Below are 22,837 nucleotides of genomic sequence, written 5' to 3'. Positions count from 1 at the left end.
GAGTTTGACGAATTAATACGCTACTGGACATAGCTCAATGTACTGGATCCGAGCGTAATGTCTTGATGAGTTGCCATGTTTAAACGTCACAATCGAGTCGTGCTGGTCGCGGTCGTCGTCTGTCTCTCCGCCGGGATCGTGTCGCTTCCTGCTCTCGATCCGGTGGGCGATGTGGACGCCACGACCGGCGATATTCGACAGTTCCAGCAGAACGGTACTGGCGTCGCTACCGGGAGTCAGAACGACAGTACCGTATCGAACGTTTCGGTCACGCTCGACAATCAAACCACCACCGGAACGACCGCACGGATACGTTCGGTCACGCTCCCCGAGCCGGGTTTCGTGACGATACACAACCGCTCGTATCGGTCGACCGGCAACGAATCCGGTACGAGCATCGTCGGGGTTTCGTCGTCTCTCGCTGCCGGGCAACACGAGAACGTCACGGTCGTGTTTCGACGACTGCTCGAAGCGAACCAGACGCTCACCGCCGTCGTGCACCGGGACGGCAACGGGAACGGGAACTTCGATTACGCGAGCGCGAACGGTTTCGTCGATACTGCATTCGGTGTCGACGGAACGCCCGTCTCCGACAGCGGGGTCGCGACGATCCAACGACTTCCACGATCGGGCGTCGGCAACGCGTTCGACGATCGCCCGGCGAGTCCATCGGTCACGATCGAAAACCAGACCGCGATCAACGACCGGATCACCGTCGATTCGGTCAGGCTCCCGACCTATAGCTGGATCGTCGTTCACAACAGCAGCTATGACGTCTCCTCGCCGTCCACGGTGACGATCATCGGCAGGTCACAGCGAGTGCGGATCGGCACGTTCCGAAACAGTACCATCGAACTCTACGACATTCCGGGTCGTGATTTCGATCGACACCGGCTCAACGAATCTCAACAGCTGTACGTAAGCCTCTATCGCGATACGAACAGAAACGGGGAGTTCGACTTCCGGAACCTATCGCACGGGACGGACACCCCGTATCTGAACGAGAGCGGTGTCCCTCTCGTCACGAGCGTTCGGGTCGACAACACTGCCACTCCCGGGAATGAAACGACGATGCTGTCTCCCGAACGACCGCCAACGACGGCCGTGCTCGAATCGACGAGCGCAAACGGCGTTGGGCAGCGAGCAACGACCGACCGATCCGGTGGCGAAGCAGGAGCAAGCGGTGACGATCCCGGCGCTGGTGGTGGAAGCGGCAGTCTCGTCGGACTCTTCGCCATCGGTGGCATCGTCGCGGTGCTCGCCGTCGGATGGGTCGTCGCTGCTGGACGATCCCGTTCCGCGGACGACAGCGACGTCAGCGCGTTGCAACAGGAACTGGCACGGATTCGGATGGCCGTCAGCCGGTACGAGGTAGATATGCGAGCGTACGGGATCCCAGCGGAGTGGCGGACGCTCGAAATCGAGCTCTCGGCGGACGATTCGGCGGAGCGACGAAGCGCTGTCGAAGCACTTGCCGCCATCGACGGACTGGATCTGACCGCGATGGATGGTGAGATACCCGACGACGCTGACGGGGGATTCACCCATCGAAGCATGACCCTCAGCCTCCCACGCGAGACCGTCGAGCGGGCGGAAGACGCTGCGGCGGAGGGCGATGAGCGTTCGCAGGAGGTGATCGCGACACTGCGACGGGTTCTGAGCGCGTACTATCCCGACGCGGTTCGTGCAACGAGGGATACGTACGGAGATGCCTGAGCGCTACTCTTCGTGCACGACTTCGGGGCAGTACTGGATTCTTCACGGTTGAAATCTCTGTCCCCTGATAGTAGTTGTCTCATCATCTGCCTGCGGGCGTCGACCCACTATCGGCGTCGATCAGCTTACCGTGGAGTCTGTTCAGTATTTTTTGCCTGATATTGCTCGGAAGACGCGATAGTCGGCCCGATTTAACCATCCTACAGCCAGCACCTCCAGCGCTACCCACGTAGTATTGGCCCGCTTGATGCACCATCACGCTCGGCCCGACATCAATCAAGCAGGGCTTGATGTGTTCCATCTGCGTCGCAACGATTGGGAATACAATACTACTATCGGAAAATTTAATACGATACTCAAAAATCGTCGAATCATAATCGCTATAAATGAAGAGGTGGCGGGAACAGTCCGAAAGACGAGTCGCATCCATACATATGAACGAACAACGCGTGCAGGCGAGGTCTGACGACACACCGGCGGAAAATGAAAGAGAACTGACGCGGGACGAACGGTTCCAGCTTCTCGGCAGTCAGCGACGCCGATGGGTGCTCAGATATCTCAAACACGAAGGGCGGACGGAGCTCGGCGAACTTGCGGAGCAGATCGCCGCGTGGGAGAACGGCACGACCGTCGAACGGGTGGCCTATGAACAGCGCAAACGAACGTATACCGCGCTGCAGCAGACCCATCTCCCGACGCTCGCCGAGGCGGGGGTCATCGAATTCGAGGCCGATCGCGGCGTGGTCGAAGCGACCGAGAAGGCACGAACGCTCGATCTCTATCTGGAAGTCGTTGCCGATCGCGATATCCCGTGGAGCAGCTACTATCTCGGGATCGGTGTGTTGAGCTGCATCCTGGTCGGTTTCGTGGCGGTCAGTGGCGATTTCTTCGCGACGATTCCGAACCTCGGCTTGGCGGCACTCATCGGACTCACGCTCACGCTCTCCGCGGCCGTCCATACCTACCAGTCACGTTTGATGCGAGTCGATCGTGCAGATATCCCGCCGGAGGTGGATAGGGATCCATGAGTCGCACAGCGGTGAAATACGCCGGTGTGGCGCTCTTCGTCGGTGGACTGGTGCTCTCGACCGCGGGGGTGGGCGCGTTCAGCACAGTCGAGGCGAACCGACAGCTGTTCGTCGGCGTTGGCGGGGAATCGAGCTCGTATCTCGATGTTTCGGCGTCCGGGGCGACGGTGGCCACCAACGGGAGCAACGACGGAATGGGAGCGAACACGGCTCGTCCCCACGAGGGACGAACGGCGTCCACGGTCGTTCTCGGGACGGTGACGAACTACTTCCCGGCGGAGCTCGATACCATCGATTCCACCGTGTCGAAAACATCCGGGGGAGTGACCGTGAGCGATGTCCACGTGCGGGACCTTCCCCTCGGATCCGGCGCACGCACGAGTCTGATGGCCACCGTCGACTGTGGGGGCGTGTCAAGCGGTACGGTGACGATCACGTTCGAGGCCACGGGGACGGACACCCGTGCCACGGCCGAGCGGACGATGCCCGTTACGTGTGTGAATCGAACGTCGTCGTCACCGCCGAACCCGTCGCGACCGCCGTCTCCACAGCGGGCGGGCGGCGGTTCGAGATGAGTTCGAACTGCGCTGTCGTCGGTGGACTCGGCTCCCGAGACGAGCAGCCGGTATCGATCCGGGGTCGAAACGAGGACGAAACGCGGGGTGACCGAACCGACGGTCGTCGGACGGGGGCGATGTAGTGGTTCGGTACCGTCTCGGAACGGTGGTGCAGGCGATCGTCGTTCTCGTTCTCGTGGCTATCGTCGCGGGGCAGCTCATCGGACAGCCGGTGTTGGTGACCTACGTCACCAGCGACAGCATGGCCCCGACGATCGCGACCGGTGACGGCTATCTCGTGCTTCCATCCGTGGTCGCGGGATCGGTCGAGAAGGGTGATATCGTCGTCTTCAACGCCAAGACGCTCCACGGTGGGACGGGCGGGCTCACGACCCACCGCGTGGTCGGCGAGACCGAACAGGGGTTCCTCACGAAGGGGGACAACAACCCCTTTACCGACCAGTCGGGCGGTGAACCGCCGGTCAAGTCCGTACAGGTCGTCGGACAGGCCGTTTCGGTCGGTGGTGGGCCGGTCGTGATTCCGTCCCTCGGGACAGCGCTTACAGCCATTCGCGACGCGATGACGGGCGCGCAGCGGTGGCTAGCGATCAAACTGGGCATGCGGTCGCTGCTCGGGACGCGTGGGCTGGCCTATCTACTGCTCGGTGTGGGTGGGCTGCTCTATGCGGGCAGCGTCGTCGCCGAGCGGCGTGGCTCGGGATCGCAACGGCGTTCTCGGCGTCGCAGCCGCAGACGCGGTGGATTTCTCCCGCGACGAATTCCGAGACCCTGGATCGCGCTCGTGCTTGGATGTCTCCTCGTCGTATCGCTGACTGTGACGATGACCGTCGCCGGCGGAGTACAGGAGTTCGGCGTCGTCAGCGCCGAGCAGGACTCGCCGGAAGCGACGATCATTCCCACCGGACAGTCCGAGCGGCTCGATTACAGCGTTCCGAACGACGGTGTCGTCCCCATCGTGGCGTACGTCGATCCAGCCAGCACCGGCGTCGACACGCCGAGTGGTGGTGTTCTCGTCGAACCCGGCGAACGGGCGACCGTCGGGGTTGAACTCTCCGTTCCACCGACGACCGGCTACTACCCGCGCTACGTCGTCGAACATCGGTATCTCGCCGTCCTGCCACAGTCGTGGATTCACGGGCTGTATCTCGTCCATCCGTGGCTCCCCGTCGTGGTCATCGACGCGCTGGTTCTCGGTGGCTTCGTCGCGGTCGCCGTACCGATCATCGGTCGCGGAACGATCCGGCCACACACGAATCGACATCCGATCGTGCGCCGCATCAAGCGGCTTCTCAGGTGATATATTGAATGGCTTCAGATCGACGAACACGGCTCAAGATACTGTTCGACGAGCACTTCCTTGTGATCGTGCTCGTGCTCGCCGTCGTTGCAGCCGGCGGCGCGTGGGCGACGTATACCACTGCGGCCGCTCCGGGCACGCACGTCGAACAGCGCGACGTCGCATCGTGGGGCGTCACCGGTGGCTTCAATCATAGCGCAGCGGTCGTCAACGAGACGCCCATCTCCGAACGCGGGGCGGTGCGTGCCGATCAGCGCTTTTACTTCACGAACCCGATGCCGGTGTTGGACGGCCGATTCCGGTTCCGGATCGTGGGACCGGTCGAAAACGCGGTGGTGACGACGCAAGCGACGCTCGTCAACTACGCCGTCCGGACCAGATCCGGAACCGGCAGCCAGTCCGGGATCCGAAGCCAGCCCGTTGCCGGCAATGAATCGAAGCCACGAAATCGGTCCGGACGACGATTGTGGGAGCTCACGACGCCGCTCACGACCGATCGAGCGCGGGTCGGGTCGGATGGCACGACGAACACCACGTTTTCGGTCGACGTCAGTGACATACGAGAGCGGACCCAAGCCATCGATCAGGCACTCGGGCCGATCTCCCGCGTGTCAGACGACCGAACGTCGGTCGCCGTCACGGTGCGGGTCAACGGGACCGTGGCCGGGGAGCGCGTGGGTCGGTCGTTCGACTACACGTTGCCGATCAACAGCTCACAGGGATACTACGCCGTCTATCCCCCAAAAACACCGGCGACGACGCAGTTCAGTGTCACACGCCCGATGACGGTCGAAAACGACTACGGGCCGCTAGTGGTCTTCGCCTCGCTCGTCGGACTGTTCGTTCCGCTGATCGCGCTGACCGGCCTCCTCTACGGTCGAGCGAACGACTGGTTCGACGTCTCCCAACCCGATCGTGCCGAGATACAGCGTGCGACGCTCCGCTCCGAGTTCGCCGAGTGGATCACGACCGGAACGGTGCCCGCCGAGGACGACCGAACCGTGGTCACGGTCGATTCGTTGGAAGGGTTGGTCGATGTCGCCATCGACTCCGATCGACGCATCGTCGAGGACGGCGACACCGGCACGTACGTCGTTCTCGACGGCGACGTTCGGTATCGATTCGTTCCCGACTGGACGACCGACGCGTCCAAACCCACGTTCGACGGCCGTAGCGACGATGAAACCCCGGTGAGCGCGAGCACGGGCGACGGTGTGGACGCGACCGCAAGCACACCTGCACAATCGGCTGATGGGAACGGCGACGGAGGTGCACAACCGACCGCGGTCGTTGAGCTCTCCAGCCCGCCAGCTGTCGATGAGAGACGAACCGACCCCGACTCCGCTATCGACGAACGATCGGGCACTCCGTCGGGCATGCTGGATCGATTCCAGTCCGCCATCGGGTCGGTATTCGGCCGATCGAACGAGCGACGGGACGGTTCCGAAGCAACGGAAAAACGCGATGAAACGTCGAACGAGGCCGAGAAACCGTCCGGCACGGAATCAGCATCCAGTGCGGACGACAAACGAGACGAGCAGTAACCGGGTGTCGACGACGAGATCGTCGCAATCGGATTCACCGACCACATCCGAATCGGATTACCCCTCCGATACGATCGCGAGCCGCAACCATCGCGAAGTCGGGGAGCTTTTCATCGGCGCTCCGCGAACCGAACGGTAGTGTCACTGCCTGCGTTGTTGGATGGGATCCGTCTCTCGCGCGAGTTCTTCGTCTCGCTGGGGCCGCTCGGCGTGTTCGCGGTGGCGTTTCTGGAGTTCTTCCTGTTGCCGGTGCCGCCGGATCTGGTGCTCGTGCCGCTCACCGTCATCAGTCCGGCGCTCGGTCCGATCTATGCGGCTCTCGCGACCGCCGGTTCGGTGAGTGCGGGGCTCGTCGGCTACACTGTCGGGCGCAAGGGCGGTCGGCGGGTGCTCGAATCGCGCTTTTCGAGCGAACGTGTCGGACAGTCCGAAGCGTACGTTCGGGAGTACGGGTTCGCCGTCCTGTTCGTCGGCGCGTTCGCACCGATTCCCGAGGGCTACGAACTGCTCTCGATCGCCGCGGGCGTCTTCGGTCTGCGTCCACGAACGTATCTCCTCGCATCGATCGCCGGGCGTGGCGGCCGATACGTCCTGGAAGCCGGGCTGGCGATCGTCGCCGGTGGGGCCGCGCGCTCGCTGACCGAGATCGAACTCTACGCGATCATCGGCGTCGCGTCCGTCGTGATCGTCGGTGCGTATCTGCTTCGGGATCGGTGGCTGCCCGAAGAACTGGCTCCCCTCTGATCCCGAACCACTCGGTGAGAGAATCGAATTCCCGTGAGACGGCCACCGATCGATGGTGATCAACCGGAACCGCCGCGATCCGTTCCGGTGGGTGCTGTTGCGTGATCGTTCGCGTACGCGGTCATCACACGGCGCTCGATCCGCTGCAGACGATCGCCGATGGTTCCCGCAGTGACGCCGACACGATCGGCGAGTTCCCGCTGGGTCGTCTCCCGGGGCACCTCGTAGTAGCCCTCGTCGATCGCGAGCGCGAGCAGTGCGGCTTGCTCGTCGGTCAACAGTGTGGATTCGGTGCTCGTCTCGAATCGACCGATCCGTTCGACTGCGAGGCCGATCCCGTCCGGGAGCCCGTCGGCGGCCTCCTGGATGCCGGTCTCGGTGCCGATGACCGTGAATCGCATTCGGGGACCGTTCGCCGTTTCGCGGTAGTCGATCGGCCAGTCGAGGACGATGTCGTTCCGGTAGAGGAGATCGAGGAGCTCCCCGATGGGGCCGACGTTTCGGTAGTAGCCGTAGACGATACCCCGTCCGTCGGTCCCCGCGATGTCGTAGCGGAGCACCTCGTCGCTCGCGGTCAGTAGCTCGCGGGCTGTATCGAGATCGCCGGCGAGCTCCGACAGCCCGACGTGCTGGCCGTCCTCGACGGGGCCGAGATAGCGGATCGATTCGATCTCGACTGCCGGCGAACGGTCGAACCGTCGCCCCATCGGCGTGCGCACCACCCCGGTGAGCGTCAGTGTCGCGTAACGGAGCGTTTCCGAGGCCATACCCCGATTCGGGCGTCCCGAGAGTAATGGTTGGCTCTTGACTCCGACATCGTATATAAATGGTTCTAGCATGCGAGAATACATCTTCAACCGCCTTCGGGGCGTACAGTCTATCGATGAGCAACGATACAGCGACCGTCGAATTCCCGCCCGGCCCCACCGGCCTTCCCGTGGTGGGATCGATGCCGGCCTCGGTTCTCGGTGGCCTGGAGTTCAGGGAACGGATGGCTGACGAGTACGGCGACATCGTCCACTGGGAACGCCCCGGCGGGCACGTCTATCAGTTGAACCACCCCGACGACATCGAACACGTGCTCGTCCAGAACAACGGGAACTATCGCAAAGGAGAGCAGTTCCAGCAGGTGCTCGGCCCGTTCACGGGCAACGGCATCCTGAACAGCGAGGGCGAGGAGTGGCGGCGTAACCGCCATCTCGTCCAGCCCGCGTTCCACCCGGATCGCATCGAGGTCTACGCCGGGATGATGACCGATCTCACCGACGATCTGCTCGACGGCTGGGCGGACGGCGAGACCCGCCCGATCCACGAGGAGATGATGGAGCTGACCCTCCGGATCGTCTCTCAAGCCTTGTTCGGCGTCGATATCGATCGGTACGTCGACGAGATCGAATCGGCGATCAACACTTTCCTCCCCGCGACGAGCAGCCTCTCGAACCTCATGCTGCCCGAATCGGTGCCGCTTCCGTCGCGCTGGCGGATGGCGCGCGCCCGCGAAACGCTCGATGGGGTGGTCGACGACATCATCCGACAGAAACGCGCCGATCCCGGCGAGGACGTCGTCTCGATGCTCCTGAAGGCGCGCGACGACGACGGCAACCCCCTCTCGGACGAGCAGATCCGCGACGAGGCGATCACCCTGATCGCCGCGGGCCACGAGACCACGGCCGTCTCGCTGACCTACACCACCTATCTCCTCGCCCAGCATCCCGCGATCGAGCGCAAACTCGTCGACGAACTCGATGCGGTGCTCGACGGCGAGCGCCCCACGATGGGCGATCTCTCCGACCTCACCTACACCGAGAAGGTGGTTCAGGAGTCGATGCGGCTCTTCCCGCCGGTCCCGGGCATCGTGCGCGAGGCCACGGAGGCCGACGAGATCGGCGACTACACCATCCCTGCGGGCGCGAACATCTTCCTGAACCAGTGGGTCGTGCATCGCGATTCACGGTGGTACGACGATCCGCTGGCGTTCGAGCCCGAGCGCTGGACCGACGAGTTCCAGCGCTCGCTCCCGCATCTCGCCTACTTCCCGTTCTCGGCCGGGCCACGCCGGTGTATCGGCGATCGGTTCGCGATGCTCGAAGCCCGCCTCATCCTCGCGATGATCTACCAGGATTACCACCTCGAACTCGCCTCCGATCGGAACATCGAGGTGATCCCGACGGTGACCTCCCGGCCCAAAGAGGAGATCTTGATGGGGATCCACCGTCGCAACTGATTCGGCCGTTTCTGAGACCGCCGGCACGCACGCTTCCTTGGAATCTTTCGACTCCTCGATTTCTGAAGCCGATGGCCACGCGGTCGACGATCAGGCCCGCGCGGTGACGGTGATACCGAGGAGGATGACCGCTCCGCCGCCGACGGTGAGGGCGCTCGGCACCTCGCCGAGCAGGAGGAGGGCGAGCAGCGCGCTGCCGATCGGCTCGCCGAGCAGCGAGACGCTGACGACGCTCGATTCGAGATGGGCGAGCGCCCAGTTCAACACCGTGTGGCCGAAGATCCCCGGGCCGATCGCCATGCCGACGAAGAGCAACCACTCGCTCGCGGGGTAGTCCGCGAGCACCGCGCCGTCGGCGAGCACGAGTGCGAGGAGGACGACTGCACAGACGGAATAGACGACGATGACGTACGGGATCAGGGGGATTCGTTGGCGGAGCGAGCGCCCGGCGAGCACATAGCCCGCCGCACAGACCGCGCCGACGAGCGCCAGAGCGTTGCCGTAGAGCGGGGCCGGGCCAGCGACCGCGCCGGTGAGCGAATCGCCGATCGACAACACTGCGATGCCGACCAGCGCGAGCGCCATGCCGGCGATCGTCCGCCGGGTGACGTGCTCGGCGAGCAGCCAGGACGCGCCGATCGCGACGAACAACACCTGTGACTGGACGATGGTGACGGAGGCGGCGACGCTGGTGAATTCGAGACTCTCGAACCAGGACGCGAAGTGGATGGCGAGCGCGACCCCGCCCGCCCCGGCGACGAGCCAGTCGCGGATCGTCAGTCGCGAGAACGCGTCGCGGTGGCGGGCGACGGCGAACGGCGCGAGCAGGAGGGTGGTGAAGAGAACCCGATAGAACGCCTTCACGATGCTCGGCGCGGTGCTGAACCGGACGAGGATCGCGCTCGTGCTCACAGCGACGACGGCGATCGCGAGCGCGGCGAACGGCGGCGTCGCGCGTTCGATACGACCGAAAACGTTGCTCACGCCGATCCGACGGCGAGCGGGTGCTTACCGCTTGTGATCGCCCTATTCGGCGTCGGCCGGCACGTCGAAGTCGTGGAAGTGTTCGCCCTTCTCCTTCGTGAGGATGTTGAGCGCCGCGGCCGCGCCGTCGCCTGCCGAGATGACCGCCTGCCACTCCTCGGCGCGCACCATCGCGCCCGTCGCGTAGGCGTTTTCGACCGTCGTCTCCATCGTCACGTCGACATCGACGACGTCCTCGTCGGTGAACCCACAGCCCATCTCGTCGGCGAGGTCGCGATCGGCGCCCGTCGCCAGAATTACGTAGCTCGCCTCGTGATCACCGTCCTCCGTGCTGACGGTGAAGCCGTCGCCGTTTTCCGAGACGTCCGTGACCTGTGTGCCCTGATGGCGATCGACGCCGAACTCGTCGACTTGCTCGCGGGCGTCGTCCACGAACGCCGAGCCGTCCTCGCTCTCGATGCCCAGGTAGTTGAACAGGTGGGCCTTGTGCATCCATGTCTCGTCGGTGTCGAACGCGACCGTCTCGAGGTCGTTCTTCGCGGTGAACAGCGCCGCGCTGAGCCCTGCGGGACCGCCGCCGACGACTGCGACATCTGTCTCTGTCATCGGCGCGGGCTACGACCGCGACCGTGATAAATAGTGGTGACGGCTGCTCGCGATGTGGGACGACTTCACCGCGACTCGCGCTGTTCGACCTTGTTCAGTTCGATCAGCAGCCGGAACATCGCCTTCACGAGGTTGTCGTCGACGTCGAAGCGCTTTGCGTTCTCGCCGGCCCGGTCCATCACGCGCTGTTCTTGGGACTCGTCGGTCGTCGGCAGCCCCTGTTCGCGTTTGACCTCGGCGATGGCGTCGGCGACGTAGGTGCGCCGGGCGATGTGCTCGACGATTTCGCGGTCGATGGTTTTGATCTCCTCACGCAGTTCGTCGAGACTCATCTCGTCCGTGCGCCGTCGGTCCGGCTCGTCGTCAGCCATGTATCCCCATCGTACTCGCTCCACGCCTCTTGTACCTTCGTTAGTCGATCGCGCTCGCCGACCGCGACGTAGCTCGGTCCAGTGCCAGAAAGCGAGACGCCCGCCACGTGTTCGAGCGCCGCCATCGCCGGCGCGGTCGGGAAGTCGAGCGCCGCACAGAACGCCAGCCCGTTGACCGTCATCGCACGCTCGTAGGCCCCCGCGAGCGCCTTTTCGAGGGCGACCTCGACGACCGGCGCGACGCGCTCGCAGCGCGCCACGTCGGCATCGGCGCTGAACGCGCGCTCGTCGGGTGTCCACACCAGGACGTCCCAATCGACCGTTCCGCGCGCGAGCAGCTCGTCGGTCGTGTTGTCGGTGACGGTGACACCGCCGAGCATCGAGGCGCTCGCGTCGTCGAACGCACCCGTCACCGTGACGCCCACGTCGCGAGCGGCGCGCACGCCGAGTCTGGCGGCGTCAGCGCGCGCGAGCGCACCGCCTTCACCGACGGCCACGCCGAGCGCGTCGCAGGTCGCCAGCACCGTGGCGTTGGCTGCGGCGCTCGAACTCTTGAGTCCGGCGGCCATCGGCACCTCGCTCTCGGTCTCGACCCACCCACCCTGGCCGTCGCCGTACTGTTCGACGACGAGTTCGACGCAGCGCTCGATGAGGCGCGTGTCGGCCTCTGGCGCGCCGGCGATCGTTCCGGCCACGTCGCCACCGCCCGAGAGCTCGACCGTCGCAGTCGTCTCGCGGTCGATGGCGAACGCACTCCCCCTGCCGGTGGCGAGTGCGTTGATCACTGTCCCGGCCGCCGGCGCGCTCGCGCGTCCGTCCATGCCGGCGAGTTCACCCCAGTGGCCTTACCGATAGCGGTCCGCGCGGAACACGCCGTTTTTGCCGTAGAGTCCAGTAGTCCTCCCATGAGCTACCACAGCGAGCATTCGCCCGACACGCTGTCGATCGATCTCACGGAGGCGGGCATCGCCGTCGAGTACACCGACGGCCGCGAGGCGTTCTATCACGGCGTTCCGGCGAAAGTCGAGGAGAGCCACACGACCGCTCCGGCAAAGGAGGTCCACGTTCTCGTCACCGATCCAACCGAGACCGAGGGCGTGCTCGTCTACGTCAACGATCGGACGACCGTCGACGAGATCATCACCGAGACCGGCGTCGGGCGCGTGCTCGTCGACGACGGCGAGGAGACGACGCTCTTTCCGGGCGTGAGCGTGCGCGCGGAGGGCCATCGCGTCACCGTCGAGGCCGACCCGGAGACGGCTCGCGGGCGCGTGTTCGTCTTCGAGGAGGACGAACGAAGCGAGCGCAGTGTCGAGATCGTTTAGATGCCAGGCACGCCGAGCGCGTCGGGCGTGATGAGCCCGAGCGTCGCGAGCACGTAGACCACGACGAAGACCACGAGCCACGCGACGAAGCCGATGCCGGCGGCAGTGATCCAGCCGCCCGGATAGCGCCAGTTGATGACGCCGATCCAGACGACGAGCGCGAGCAGTGCGCCGAGGACGGGGATGAAGCCGACGAAGAAACTCACGATCCCCCACGCGGCCGCGCCGAGCAGGGCCGTGAGGGCGGCGTTGCCGTAGCCGATGTCCCGATCGGCGACGAGGCGCACGCCGGCGTAGATGCCGATCGTCCCGAGGAGCAGGCTGACGAGGAAGATGACGAGACTGTCGAGGATCGCCATTACTTCGCCCTCCAGTCCATCTTGATCGTCACCGACTCACGACTCCCCCGGAGGATCGACGAGCGCTCGCGCACGCCGACCTCGAAGCCGAGCGAATCGCGCGGATGGAGCGTGATCGTCTTGTTGTCGATATCGATGTGGAACTCCTCGTCGGACTCCAGATCGTCGGCGATCGCCCGCAGGCGCTCGGCGGCCTCGGCACGGTCGAGCTTCTCCTCGCTGATGTTCTTTTCTGCCATACTCTTGATAGGGCTGGATTTCAATTAAGGGTTGTGCCTGAAACGACGGTAATCGATACTGAAACCGGTGGTTCAGGCCTCTACTTCCCGACGAACGTTGGATCGTACTCGTCGTCGGCGAACGCGCGTGCGCCCTCCTCGTGATCGTCGGTTTCGAGCAGCGTCCCGAAGATCCGCCGATCGTATTTCCGCCCCTCCCGGAGCCCGGCCTCGACGCTCACGTTGCCCGAATCCTTGATCGCGCGGACGGCGAGCGGCGGCTTGTCGGCGATCGTGTCGACGAAACTTGCGGCCTCGTCGGCGAACGCCTCGTCGTCGTAGACGTGATTGACGATCCCCTCGCTGGCGGCGCGTTCGGCCTCGATGTGTTCGCCGGTCATGGCGAGTTCCTTCGCGAACGCGGGCCCCGCCAGCCGCGAGACGTACTGGACGCCGCCGGCACCGGGCAACAGTCCGAGATCGACCTCCGGGAAGCCGAGCCGACTCGACTCGCTGGCGAGGCGGAGATCGCAGGCCAGCGCGAGTTCGAGCCCGCCACCGAGACAGTAGCCGTCGATCTTCGCCACCACTGGAGCCGAGAACTCGCCGATCGCAGCGCGCAGTCCGTGTGCGTCGAAGGCCGCCGGCGATGCATCGGCGAATCCGGTGACGTCCGCGCCGGCACAGAACGCCTTCTCGCCGGCTCCTTCGATCACGACCGCACGCACCGCGACGCCCTCCGCCTCGGCATCGCGCTCGCCAAGCAGTTCGAGGCCTGTCTCGATGTCGGCGCGCATCTGCCCGTTCATCGCGTTCAGCGCGTCAGGTCGGTTTAGCGTCAGCGTACCGACGCCCTGCTCCTCGTCGAATGCCACGATCACCGCGTCGAGTTCCTCGTGCATGTCGCCCTCATCGGCGGACGGGATGAAGATACTGCCGGTCGTACACGATCAATCGTCGTAGTGTCGCTGCTCGACGTACTCGTCGAACAGTCGCGTCAGGAGCTCCGTGACCGGCCCCGAACCGACCGCGATGCCGTCGGCGCGCCCGATCGGCCGCAGTTCCCACGTCGAGTTGGTGAGGAAGGCCTCGTCGGCGCTGCGGACGTCCGCCGGGACGTATTCGCCCGTCTCGACGGGAAAGCGCTCGTCGGCGGCGAGATCGAGCACGACCGAGCGCGTCACGCCGGGGAGGATCGGGCCGTCGAGGCTCGGCGTCTTGAGCGTCCCGTCCTCGACGAAGAAGACGTTGCTCGTCGTCCCCTCGACCAGGGTGCCGTCCATGTCCCGGAGCAGCGCCTCGTCGGCGCGATACTGCTCGGTCGCCGCGCGTTCGAGTTCGAGGCGCGCGAGAACGCCGCCGAGGTAGTTGTGGGTCTTCGCATCGGCGGGCAGCGCCACGTCGGGCGCGCGGCGCGTCTTGACGATCTGGACCGTCGCCGGCTCCGCCCAGACCGATTCGCCATCGACGCCACCGCGGGGGAGCTCGCCGATCTGAACGACGACCGTCGGGTCCACGGTCGTATTCGGGGTGAGCCCGCGCGACTGGACGCCCCGCGAGACGGTCAGTCTGAGGTAGGCTTCCGAACACTCGTTCGCCGCAATCGTCTCGCGAGCGCGCTCGTGGAGGTCGTCGGGCACGGCGTCGGCGAAGCCCAGTCGCTCGGCGCTGTCGTGGAGCCGGTTCTCGTGGGCGTCCCACTCGAAGATTTGTCCCCCATAGACGCGCATCGTCTCGAAGACGGCGTCACCGTACAGAAAGCCCCGATCGCGGACGCTCACCGTGGCCTCGTCCTCGGGGACGATCTCGCCGTTCACGTGGTATTTCATGGCTTTCCTCCGTTCGCGCAGCGCTCGCAGAACGCGCGGACGAGGTCCGTGCCGCTCTCGGTGAGGATGCTCTCGGGATGGAACTGCACCCCCACGTGTGGCTTCTCGGTGTGGCGGATACCCATCACGACCCGGCGTTCGTCGTCGGTGGCAGCGCAGGCGTCGAGGGTTTCCGGGAGGTCGTCGCGCTCGACCGCGAGCGAGTGGTAGCGACCGGCGACCAGGGGGTTCGGCAGGTCGGCGAAGATCCCGCGATCGTCGTGGCCGATACGCGAGGGCTTACCGTGGATGACGTCCGGCGCGTGGCCGACCGGCGCGCCCGCGGCGGCACAGAGCGCCTGGAGACCGAGACAGACCCCCAGAATCGGGTAGTCGAGCTCGGCGAACACCGCCATCGAGACGCCCGCTTCTTCCGGTGTGCCGGGACCCGGCGAGACGACGATGCCGTCGGGATCGAGCTCGCGTATTTGGTCGACCGTGATCGCGTCGTTGCGCCTGACGTACACCTCGTCGTGGACACCGACGTACTGGACGAGGTTGTAGACGAACGAGTCGTAGTTGTCGACGACGAGTATCACTGCTCGACCCCCTCCCGATCCGCGATCGTCACGTCGGCGTCGAGCGCCCGCGAGAGCGCGTCGACGAGACCGCCCGCCTTGGTGAGCGTCTCGCCGTATTCGCGTTCGGGCTCCGAATCGTGGACGATGCCCGCACCGACGCGCAGCGAGTACGTCCCGTCGCGCCGGACGAGCGTTCTGATGAGGATGTTGAACGTCGCGCGCTCGTCGAGTCCGACGATGCCGAGGCTCCCGGTGTAGGGCCCACGGCGCGAGCGCTCGACCGCGTCGATGATCGCCATCGTGCGCGGTTTCGGCGCGCCGGTGATCGTCCCGCCGGGGAAGACGGCCGCGAGCACGTCGGCGAGGCTCGTCCCCTCACGCAGGCGACCTTCGACGACTGAGACCAGATGCATCACCGACGAGTACCGATCGACGCGCCGGTAGTCGCTCACCGCGACCGAGCCGTACTCGCAGACCTTGCCGAGGTCGTTCCGTTCGAGATCGACGAGCATGGCATGTTCGGCGCGCTCCTTCTCGTCCGCGAGGAGGTCGTCTTCGAGTTCGTGGTCCGCGGCATCCGTCTCCCCGCGCGGTCGGGTGCCCGCGATCGGCTCGGTCGTCACGACCCTTCCATCGCGCTCGCAGAGGAGTTCGGGGCTCGCGCTCACGAGGTCCACGTTCGGGAACTCGACCAGCGCGGAGTAGGGTGCCGGGTTCACGGTCCGGAGGGCGGCGAAGAGTTCGACGGGATGGACGGTCGCGGGCGCGCACAGGCGCTGGGAGACGTTCGCCTGGAACGTCTCGCCGTCGCGGATCCGTTCTCTCACCGTCGCGACGCGCTCGGCGAACGCCTCGCGGGAACAGTCGCTCTCGAAGCGGATCGATCCTTTTCTCGTCGCTTCCTCGACCGACGGATCGCCGTCGTGGACGGCACGAACCAGCGCGAGCGCGCGCTCGCGACCCGTCTCGTACATCTCGTCGATCTCCTCGACGGCTCGATCCTCACCGTCGACGCGTGGACAGGCGGTCACGCGGAGCGTCGTCGTCTCGCCGCGGGGCTCCTCCCAGGCGGCGAGGCGGTCGTAGAACCCGATCTGTGCGCGCGGGAACGCCCGATCGTCGATCGTCGTCGCTGGCAGCGATTCGAACTCGCGGGCGACGTCGTACGAGAGCCAGCCGATGGCACCGCACGGGTAGGGAACGTCACAGCCGGCACGGTTCAACTGCTCGTCGGACAGGTCGTCGATCGCGTCGAACGCACCTTCGCCATCCGCTTCGACAGTTCGGAACGCGCGCGGCTCGACGCCGAAATAGCCCCAGCCCGACTGCCCGCCCGAAGTCTCCAGAAAGACGCCGCCCTCGCCGGTGCGTGCACGCCGGTAGGCCATGAACGGGTCCCGAACCGTGGTCCGAACTTCGACCGGAACGCGACACGCGCCCGGCGCGTCCCGGACGGCCTCGCGGAACGATTCACGGGACGTGACGACGGTCCGGTCCATTGCATCGAGAACGCACCCGCACGGTCAACGGTGTTGTGGTTCCGTTCGCCGGGTGGCCATCTCACACGAAACGAGCTACTGTCGGCGGGCTTTCGCGCGTTCGCTCCAGCGTTCGACCCGGCTCTCGGCGACGTCGACCTCGTCGGAGATCGTTTCGGGGTCGGCGTCGGCGAGATCGGCGACGCTCTCGATACCGGCCTCGCCGAGTCGCTCGGCGTAGGACGGGCCGATCCCCTTCAGCGCGTCGACGTCGTGGTCGGCAGTATCGACATCAGGATCCGCGTCGGTCGGCCCGGCAGCTTCGGCGTCCTCGGTCGCCGAGATCGACTCGTTGGTCTCCTCGGTGATCGAGCCCGTCGAACCGCTCGCGTCGCTGCCCGCCGCGGCGGCCTCGTCGGCGGTGCCGTCGCCGTCTCCCACGTCGACGGCTTCCGATTCGTCGTCCTCGGATTCGTCGCCCGCGTCCACCTCGCTTTCGTCGGCCTCGTCGCTCACCTCGTCTTCGAGTTCCTCGTCGTCGGTCGGGCCGACCGCCTCGCCGGGCTCGGCGGCACCCTCGGAACTGCTCTCCTCGGTCATCGACCCGGTCGAGGCGGCCGCGTCGCCGCCGGCCGCTGCCGACTCGTCCGCGTCGGCGTCCCCCTCGACGGCGAGATCGTCACCGCTCTCGCTGGACGCCGATCCCGTGACCTCACCGGTTTCGGCACCGCCCTCGGCGTCCTCGTCGACGATCGATTCGGTCGAACCGGCGGCGTCGCCGCCGGCGGCTGCCGGTTCGTCGGTATCGGTTCCCTTGACGGCGTCCTCGGAGTCCGTCGTCGGTGTCGTCCGCGAGCGCTCGCGGCGATCCTCCGACCGACCGTCGTCCAGACCGAGCAGCGATTTGATGGTATCGAGCAGCGTCATGGCCGCTCCTACCATCCCCGGGGTTAAATATACTGTCGGACGGAAGTCCGAAAAAGGACGATGCCGGTCGCGTTGACGGTTCGATAGTTCTTCAGTCGTCAGTCCGAGCCATCGTCGTCCGACGCGAGCCGTTCCCGAAGCACCTCGTTCATCGTCTCGACAGGGGCCGTGCGCCCGGTCCAGCGCTCGAAGGCCGCCACGCCCTGATAGAGCAGCATCCATCCGCCGTCGATCGTCGTCGCCCCCGTGGCGGCGGCCTCGCGGAGCAACCGCGTCTCGATCGGCGAATAGACCGCGTCGAGAACGGCGAGATCGCCGTGCAACGCTTCGGAGTCGACGGGTGAGACGTCCTCGTCCATCCCGACGCTCGTGGCGTTCACCAGGATATCGGCGTCCACGAGGAGTTCGTCGAGGTCGTCGAGGCCGTGGCCCGTCGCGCCGTCGATCTCGCTGGCGAGTTCGTGGGCGCGCTCGGCGGTCCGGTTGGTGATCGCGACGGTCGTTCCCTCGTCGGCGAGCGCGAACGCCGCCGCACGGCCCGCCCCGCCCGCGCCGACGACGACCGCCCGCCCGGAGAGCGACACGTCGTGATGGGCGAACGCGCGCGTGACGCCGATCGCGTCGGTGTTGTGGCCAGTCACTCGCTCTCCGCCGAAATCGAGCGTGTTGATCGCGCCGATCCGTGCTGCGAGTTCGTCCGGCTCGCAGTAGTCGCGCACGTCGCGCTTGAACGGGATCGTGACGTTCAGCCCCTGGATCCCGAGCGCGCGAGCGCCGTCGATGGCCGCCGCGAGATCGTCGGGATCGGGTTCGAAGGTGACGTACCGTGCGTCGATCCCCAGTTCGCGGTAGGCCGCCTCGTGTAGCGGCGGCGACAGCGAATGCGCGACCGGCGAGCCGACGAGTCCGAACACCTGCATGGACACCCATCACGATCCGGGGCGATAAACGGGCCGATCCGCGCAACCGACAGCAAAAGAGATAGGTGCGTGCCTCGCTCGGTTCGACCATGTTCGACCGTTTTCGTCATCCGCTCGTCGCCGTCGCGGCGGCGCTCTTGCTGACCGTTCCGTTCCTCGGGCTGTTCGTCTCACACGGCCTCCATCTCTCCCCGGAGCCACCGGGCGCGAACATCACACCGGCGATGGCCGTGCTCGCCGGCGGGGCGGCCATCCTCGGCGCGTCGTTCCTGCTCGCGTGGGCTGCCGAGACGGCCGAAAAAGACGTCCCGACGGCCTTCGCCATCGCCGTGCTGGCGGTGCTCGCGGTCGCGCCCGAGTACGCCGTCGACGCCCTCTACGCCTGGCAGGCCGGCTCCGGCCAGAGCGGGGCGGCACAGCTCGCCATCGCCAACATGACCGGCGCGAACCGCATCCTCATCGGCATCGGCTGGGCGGGCATCGCGCTCTTCACCGTCTATCGCGCCAAGCATCTCGGCGACGAGGCCGTCGAACATCGATCGGGATTTCTCGCTGACGTCGTCACGCTCGATCACGGGATCGCCCTCGAAATCGCCTTCCTGCTCGCCGCGACGGCGTTCGCGTTTTTCGTCCCGCTCGGCGGCACCATCGGCATTCTCGACACCGTCGTTCTCCTCGGGCTCTACGTGCTCTACATCGCCATCGTCATCCGGGGCGACATCGAGGAACCCGAAGAGAACGTCGGCGTGCCGGCGTATTTCCAGGCGTATTCGAAAGTTCCGCGCATCGCGGTCGTGCTCTTCCTGTTCGCCTTCTCCGGCGTGCTCATCTACATCGCCGTCCATCCTTTCGCGATGGGTCTCGAACGGCTCGGGCTTCAGTACGGCGTCCCCGAGTTCTTCATGATCCAGTGGCTCGCGCCGCTGGCCTCCGAGAGCCCGGAGCTCATCGTCGTCGCCTATCTCGTCAACAAGGCGCGCTCGACGGCCGGGTTCAACGCGCTCATCTCCTCGAAGCTCAACCAGTGGACGCTGCTGATCGGGACGCTCGCGATCGTCTTCTCGATCGCTGCCGGCCACATCGGCGGGCTGCCGATCGACGAGAAACAGGTCGCCGAGATCTGGATCACGGCCGCACAGAGCCTCTTCGCCATCGGTATCCTCTCGAACTTCGAGATCTCCGTCCGCGAGGCGATCGGGCTGCTCGTCCTCTTCGCCTCGCAGGTCATCGCCGAATTCTACGTCATCCGGACGATGAGCGCACAGGCGGCGAACGAGGTCTCGATCCTCATCCTCCACGGCTACACCGTCGTCTACGTCGTGCTCGGCCTCGCGCTGTTCGTCCGCCACCGCGAGAGCCTGCGCGAACTGCTCGGACGCACGGCGACGAACGCCCGCGAGGCGATCGGGTCCAGTCAGCCGGAGCGTGCCGACTGATGGCGGGCTCGCTCGCCATCGTCGTCAGCCGCGCCGACACGGCTTCGACGAACATCGCCGCCCGACTCCGCGAGTGCATCGACTGGGAGCACGATACGGACGATTCCCGCCCCGACGGCGAGGGCGGCGGAACCGTCTACCGCGCGCCGGGGATCGAACTGCGCGAGTTCGACGCGCTCCACCTCGACCTCGTCAACGTCGCCGAAACGTTCACCGACCCGCGACTGGTCGTCTTCGCCTCGAAACACGCCGGCGACACCGGCCGATTCCTCACCGCCCATCACACGGGCAACTTCGGTCCCGCCGAGGCCGGTGGAGAGGATGGCGAATTCGCCGAAGCGGCACCGAACGCCCATTCGGCGGTGCTCGACGCGCTCGCCGACTACGCACCCGCGAACTACGACGTCGGTATTGAATGCACTCACCACGGCCCGACCGACGTCGGTGCGCCATCGCTGTTCGTCGAACTGGGAAGCGCCGAATCGGAGTGGGACGATCCCGAGGGTGCACGCGCGGTCGCCCGTGCCATCCTCGATCTACGCGAGGTCGCTCCCGAACGCGAGCGCCAGATCGTGGGGTTCGGCGGTGGCCACTACGTCCCGCGATTCGAGCGCGTCGTTCGCGAGACCGACTGGGCCGTCGGCCACATCGGCGCGGACTGGGCGCTCGACGCGATGGGAGCCATCGACGAGACCGTGATCCGCCGCGCTTTCGAGCGAAGCGGTGCCGAGCGCGCGCTCGTCGAGGGCGAGCGGCCCGCGCTCGAAGACACGATCGAGGAACTGGGCTACGACCTCGTGAGCGAGACGTGGTTGCGCGAAACCACCGGAATCCCGCTCGACACCGTGGCCGACGCCGAGCGGCGGCTCACGAACGTCGACGACGGGCTCCGGTTCGGCGCGCAAGCAGCGAAGACCCCGGTCGGGAGCGTCGATTGCTGGACGTTGCCGAGCGCCCTGCTCGCCGAGGCGGAGGGGATCGACGCCGAGGCGGTGCGCGAGAGCGTCGAACGCCACGCGCTCGCGTTCGAGACCGAACAGTCGGGCACGCGCCTCGGCGAGCGCGCGCTGCTCGACGACGCCGGGCGGACAGCGATCGTCGACGCGCTCGTCGCTCTCCTGGACGAGAAGTACGAGACGGTCGAACGGGTGGACGGAGCGGTCACCGCGCATGAACAGGCGTTCTCGCCGGCGAAGGCGCGGACGCTCGACGTCCCCGAAGGACCGAAGTTCGGCCGTCTCGCCGACGGCGAGGCTGTGACCGTCGACGGGCGGACCATCGAGCCGGTGGCCGTCCACGAGGAGCGCGAGCGACGCTTTCCGCTCGACGGCGCTGCGAGCGGAAAGGGGAAAGATAAATAGGCGGCCTCCGCCACTCGAAGACAAATGGATTCGATCATCGAGGACGCCATCGACGAGGCCGAAAACGGCCACGACGAGGACGAGCGGCCAGCGGGCGAGCGCGATGCAGGAGCGATGACCAACGAGGAACTCGCGGGCGTCGTCGAGGACCTCAAGACACAGATCACAGTGATCGGCTGCGGCGGGGCCGGCTCGAACACCGTCACGCGGATGGCGAAGGAGGGGATCCACGGCGCGAAGCTCGTCGCGGCCAACACGGACGCCCAGCACCTCGTCGAGCAGGTGCAGGCCGACACGAAGATCCTGATGGGTCGTGACAAGACCGGCGGGCGCGGTGCCGGCTCGGTGCCGAAGATCGGCGAGGAGGCCGCCCGCGAGACGATCGGCGACATCACCGAGACGATCGAGGGTTCGGACATGGTGTTCGTCACGGCGGGCCTCGGCGGTGGGACGGGAACCGGTTCGGCACCGGTCATCGCCCAGGCCGCCCAGGAGGCCGGCGCGCTCACCATCGCCATCGCCACGATCCCCTTCACCGCGGAGGGCGAGCGCCGGCGCGCGAACGCCGATGCGGGGCTCGAACGACTCCGCGCGGTCTCGGACACCGTGATCGTCGTCCCGAACGACCGCCTGCTCGAATACGCGCCGAACCTCCCGCTCCAGGACGCCTTCACCATCTGTGATCGCGTGCTGATGCGCTCGGTGAAGGGGATGACCGAGCTCATCACCAAGCCCGGTCTCGTCAACGTCGACTTCGCCGACGTTCGCACCGTGATGGAGAACGGCGGCGTCGCGATGATCGGGCTCGGCGAATCCGACTCGGAGAACAAGGCGCGCGACTCGATCCAGTCGGCGCTGCGCTCGCCACTCCTCGACGTGGAGTTCAAGGGTGCCAGCTCGGCGCTCGTCAACGTCGTCGGCGGTCCGGACATGTCGATCGAGGAGGCCGAGGGCGTCGTCGAGGAGCTCTACGACCGGATCGATCCCGACGCGCGCATCATCTGGGGCGCGTCGGTCGACGAGAGCTTCTCCGGCAAGATGGAGACGATGATCGTCGTCACGGGCGTCGACTCGCCGCAGATCTACGGTCGCTCGGATCTCGCCAACGAGTCCGGCGGCCAGGTCGACTCCGACATCGACTACGTCGAATAGCTCGACCCCGTATCAATAGAACGGTTCCCGTGCCGCTCGTTTTCGATGGAGACCCCGTCGACGTTCACGACGCTTGCGAGCATCGCGACGACGAGAGTCGTGATCCCCGCCGATCGCTCGGTGCAAGATCGCTCGTTCTCCCGTGCTGTGTCCGGATCGCCGGTCGGGACGGGGTCGGTA

25 protein-coding genes are annotated in these 22,837 nt (G+C 66.0%); 12 read left to right on the top strand and 13 right to left on the bottom strand.

The window, feature by feature from the left end; genetic code table 11:
* The first annotated feature begins 75 nt into the window (after positions 1-75).
* From C451_RS14295 to C451_RS14270, 7 genes are all read left to right on the top strand, one after another.
* Complete coding sequence (locus C451_RS14295; RefSeq protein ID WP_007741643.1) at positions 76-1,716, top strand: DUF7282 domain-containing protein; 1,641 nt, start codon at positions 76-78, stop codon at positions 1,714-1,716.
* Positions 1,717-2,150: 434 nt separating this feature from the next.
* Positions 2,151-2,744 carry a DUF7344 domain-containing protein gene (locus C451_RS14290; RefSeq protein ID WP_007741642.1) on the top strand — a complete coding sequence of 198 codons (594 nt, stop codon included), beginning with the start codon at positions 2,151-2,153 and terminating at the stop codon, positions 2,742-2,744.
* On the top strand, positions 2,741-3,319 hold the full coding sequence (locus C451_RS14285) for a hypothetical protein (RefSeq protein WP_007741641.1): 579 nt from the start codon (positions 2,741-2,743) through the stop codon (positions 3,317-3,319). The genes C451_RS14290 and C451_RS14285 overlap by 4 nt, the downstream gene beginning before the upstream one ends.
* Positions 3,316-3,444, top strand: a complete 129-nt coding sequence (locus C451_RS24100; protein WP_275039334.1) for a hypothetical protein — start codon at positions 3,316-3,318, stop codon at positions 3,442-3,444. The genes C451_RS14285 and C451_RS24100 overlap by 4 nt, the downstream gene beginning before the upstream one ends.
* Complete coding sequence (locus C451_RS14280; protein WP_007741640.1) at positions 3,444-4,619, top strand: signal peptidase I; 1,176 nt, start codon at positions 3,444-3,446, stop codon at positions 4,617-4,619. Before C451_RS24100 ends, C451_RS14280 begins: the two co-directional genes overlap by 1 nt.
* Positions 4,620-4,627: 8 nt before the next feature.
* The gene (locus tag C451_RS14275; protein WP_007741636.1) at positions 4,628-6,163 is read left to right on the top strand and encodes a DUF5305 domain-containing protein; all 1,536 of its coding nucleotides are present in this window, start codon (positions 4,628-4,630) and stop codon (positions 6,161-6,163) included.
* 138 nt (positions 6,164-6,301) lie between these two features.
* The gene (locus C451_RS14270; protein ID WP_007741635.1) at positions 6,302-6,907 is read left to right on the top strand and encodes a YqaA family protein; all 606 of its coding nucleotides are present in this window, start codon (positions 6,302-6,304) and stop codon (positions 6,905-6,907) included.
* A gap of 59 nt (positions 6,908-6,966) precedes the next feature.
* Here C451_RS14270 and C451_RS14265 read toward each other — a convergent pair whose 3' ends face one another.
* The gene (locus C451_RS14265; RefSeq protein ID WP_007741634.1) at positions 6,967-7,674 is read right to left on the bottom strand and encodes a helix-turn-helix domain-containing protein; all 708 of its coding nucleotides are present in this window, start codon (positions 7,672-7,674) and stop codon (positions 6,967-6,969) included.
* Positions 7,675-7,790: 116 nt separating this feature from the next.
* Between C451_RS14265 and C451_RS14260 the strand changes: the two genes are divergently transcribed.
* Positions 7,791-9,131 carry a cytochrome P450 gene (locus C451_RS14260; protein WP_007741633.1) on the top strand — a complete coding sequence of 447 codons (1,341 nt, stop codon included), beginning with the start codon at positions 7,791-7,793 and terminating at the stop codon, positions 9,129-9,131.
* A gap of 90 nt (positions 9,132-9,221) precedes the next feature.
* On the opposite strand, the gene C451_RS14255 is transcribed toward C451_RS14260, so the two are convergent.
* From C451_RS14255 to C451_RS14240, 4 genes are all read right to left on the bottom strand, one after another.
* Positions 9,222-10,115 carry a DMT family transporter gene (locus C451_RS14255; protein WP_007741631.1) on the bottom strand — a complete coding sequence of 298 codons (894 nt, stop codon included), beginning with the start codon at positions 10,113-10,115 and terminating at the stop codon, positions 9,222-9,224.
* A gap of 42 nt (positions 10,116-10,157) precedes the next feature.
* Positions 10,158-10,721: an NAD(P)/FAD-dependent oxidoreductase gene (locus C451_RS14250; RefSeq protein WP_007741628.1), complete on the bottom strand. Its 564-nt coding sequence runs from the start codon at positions 10,719-10,721 to the stop codon at positions 10,158-10,160.
* A 65-nt stretch (positions 10,722-10,786) separates the two neighbouring features.
* Complete coding sequence (locus C451_RS14245) at positions 10,787-11,092, bottom strand: chorismate mutase (protein ID WP_007741625.1); 306 nt, start codon at positions 11,090-11,092, stop codon at positions 10,787-10,789.
* Positions 11,050-11,913 (bottom strand): shikimate kinase, encoded by an 864-nt coding sequence (locus C451_RS14240; protein WP_007741624.1) that lies wholly within the window; start codon positions 11,911-11,913, stop codon positions 11,050-11,052. The genes C451_RS14245 and C451_RS14240 overlap by 43 nt, the downstream gene beginning before the upstream one ends.
* An 84-nt stretch (positions 11,914-11,997) precedes the next feature.
* Here C451_RS14240 and C451_RS14235 point away from each other — a divergent pair, with 84 nt between their 5' ends.
* Positions 11,998-12,417 carry a DUF5796 family protein gene (locus C451_RS14235; RefSeq protein WP_007741623.1) on the top strand — a complete coding sequence of 140 codons (420 nt, stop codon included), beginning with the start codon at positions 11,998-12,000 and terminating at the stop codon, positions 12,415-12,417.
* Here the strand turns inward: C451_RS14235 and C451_RS14230 are convergent.
* The 8 genes from C451_RS14230 to C451_RS14195 form a co-directional block, all read right to left on the bottom strand.
* Entirely contained in the window at positions 12,414-12,776 is a 363-nt protein-coding gene (locus C451_RS14230) for a hypothetical protein (RefSeq protein WP_007741622.1), read from the bottom strand. The genes C451_RS14235 and C451_RS14230 overlap by 4 nt on opposite strands.
* A complete protein-coding gene (locus C451_RS14225) occupies positions 12,776-13,015 on the bottom strand; it encodes an amphi-Trp domain-containing protein (protein ID WP_007741621.1) in 240 nt (79 codons plus the stop codon). The genes C451_RS14230 and C451_RS14225 overlap by 1 nt, the downstream gene beginning before the upstream one ends.
* Before the next feature lie 80 nt (positions 13,016-13,095).
* The gene (locus C451_RS14220; RefSeq protein WP_007741620.1) at positions 13,096-13,896 is read right to left on the bottom strand and encodes an enoyl-CoA hydratase/isomerase family protein; all 801 of its coding nucleotides are present in this window, start codon (positions 13,894-13,896) and stop codon (positions 13,096-13,098) included.
* 48 nt (positions 13,897-13,944) lie between these two features.
* Positions 13,945-14,823, bottom strand: coding sequence for an aminotransferase class IV (locus C451_RS14215; protein WP_007741617.1), 879 nt, complete (start codon positions 14,821-14,823; stop codon positions 13,945-13,947).
* Positions 14,820-15,401, bottom strand: a complete 582-nt coding sequence (locus C451_RS14210; RefSeq protein ID WP_007741616.1) for an anthranilate synthase component II — start codon at positions 15,399-15,401, stop codon at positions 14,820-14,822. The genes C451_RS14215 and C451_RS14210 overlap by 4 nt, the downstream gene beginning before the upstream one ends.
* Positions 15,398-16,882: an aminodeoxychorismate synthase, component I gene (pabB, locus tag C451_RS14205; RefSeq protein ID WP_007741614.1), complete on the bottom strand. Its 1,485-nt coding sequence runs from the start codon at positions 16,880-16,882 to the stop codon at positions 15,398-15,400. The genes C451_RS14210 and pabB overlap by 4 nt, the downstream gene beginning before the upstream one ends.
* A gap of 75 nt (positions 16,883-16,957) precedes the next feature.
* Positions 16,958-17,788, bottom strand: a complete 831-nt coding sequence (locus C451_RS14200; RefSeq protein ID WP_007741612.1) for a helix-hairpin-helix domain-containing protein — start codon at positions 17,786-17,788, stop codon at positions 16,958-16,960.
* Positions 17,789-17,886: 98 nt separating this feature from the next.
* On the bottom strand, positions 17,887-18,708 hold the full coding sequence (locus tag C451_RS14195; protein WP_007741610.1) for a shikimate dehydrogenase: 822 nt from the start codon (positions 18,706-18,708) through the stop codon (positions 17,887-17,889).
* 89 nt (positions 18,709-18,797) lie between these two features.
* Here C451_RS14195 and C451_RS14190 point away from each other — a divergent pair, with 89 nt between their 5' ends.
* From C451_RS14190 to ftsZ, 3 genes are read left to right on the top strand one after another with little or no spacing between them, the layout of a single operon-like run.
* Positions 18,798-20,144 (top strand): sodium/calcium exchanger membrane region, encoded by a 1,347-nt coding sequence (locus C451_RS14190; protein ID WP_007741609.1) that lies wholly within the window; start codon positions 18,798-18,800, stop codon positions 20,142-20,144.
* On the top strand, positions 20,144-21,505 hold the full coding sequence (locus C451_RS14185; protein ID WP_007741607.1) for a D-aminoacyl-tRNA deacylase: 1,362 nt from the start codon (positions 20,144-20,146) through the stop codon (positions 21,503-21,505). Before C451_RS14190 ends, C451_RS14185 begins: the two co-directional genes overlap by 1 nt.
* A gap of 24 nt (positions 21,506-21,529) precedes the next feature.
* On the top strand, positions 21,530-22,657 hold the full coding sequence (gene ftsZ, locus C451_RS14180) for a cell division protein FtsZ (protein ID WP_007741606.1): 1,128 nt from the start codon (positions 21,530-21,532) through the stop codon (positions 22,655-22,657).
* Positions 22,658-22,837 lie beyond the last annotated feature (180 nt).

It is taken from the genome of Halococcus thailandensis JCM 13552, assembly GCF_000336715.1.
Lineage (GTDB): Archaea > Halobacteriota > Halobacteria > Halobacteriales > Halococcaceae > Halococcus > Halococcus thailandensis.
Note: the sequence above shows the minus strand (reverse complement) of the source record. Positions and strands in the feature narration are given on the sequence as shown.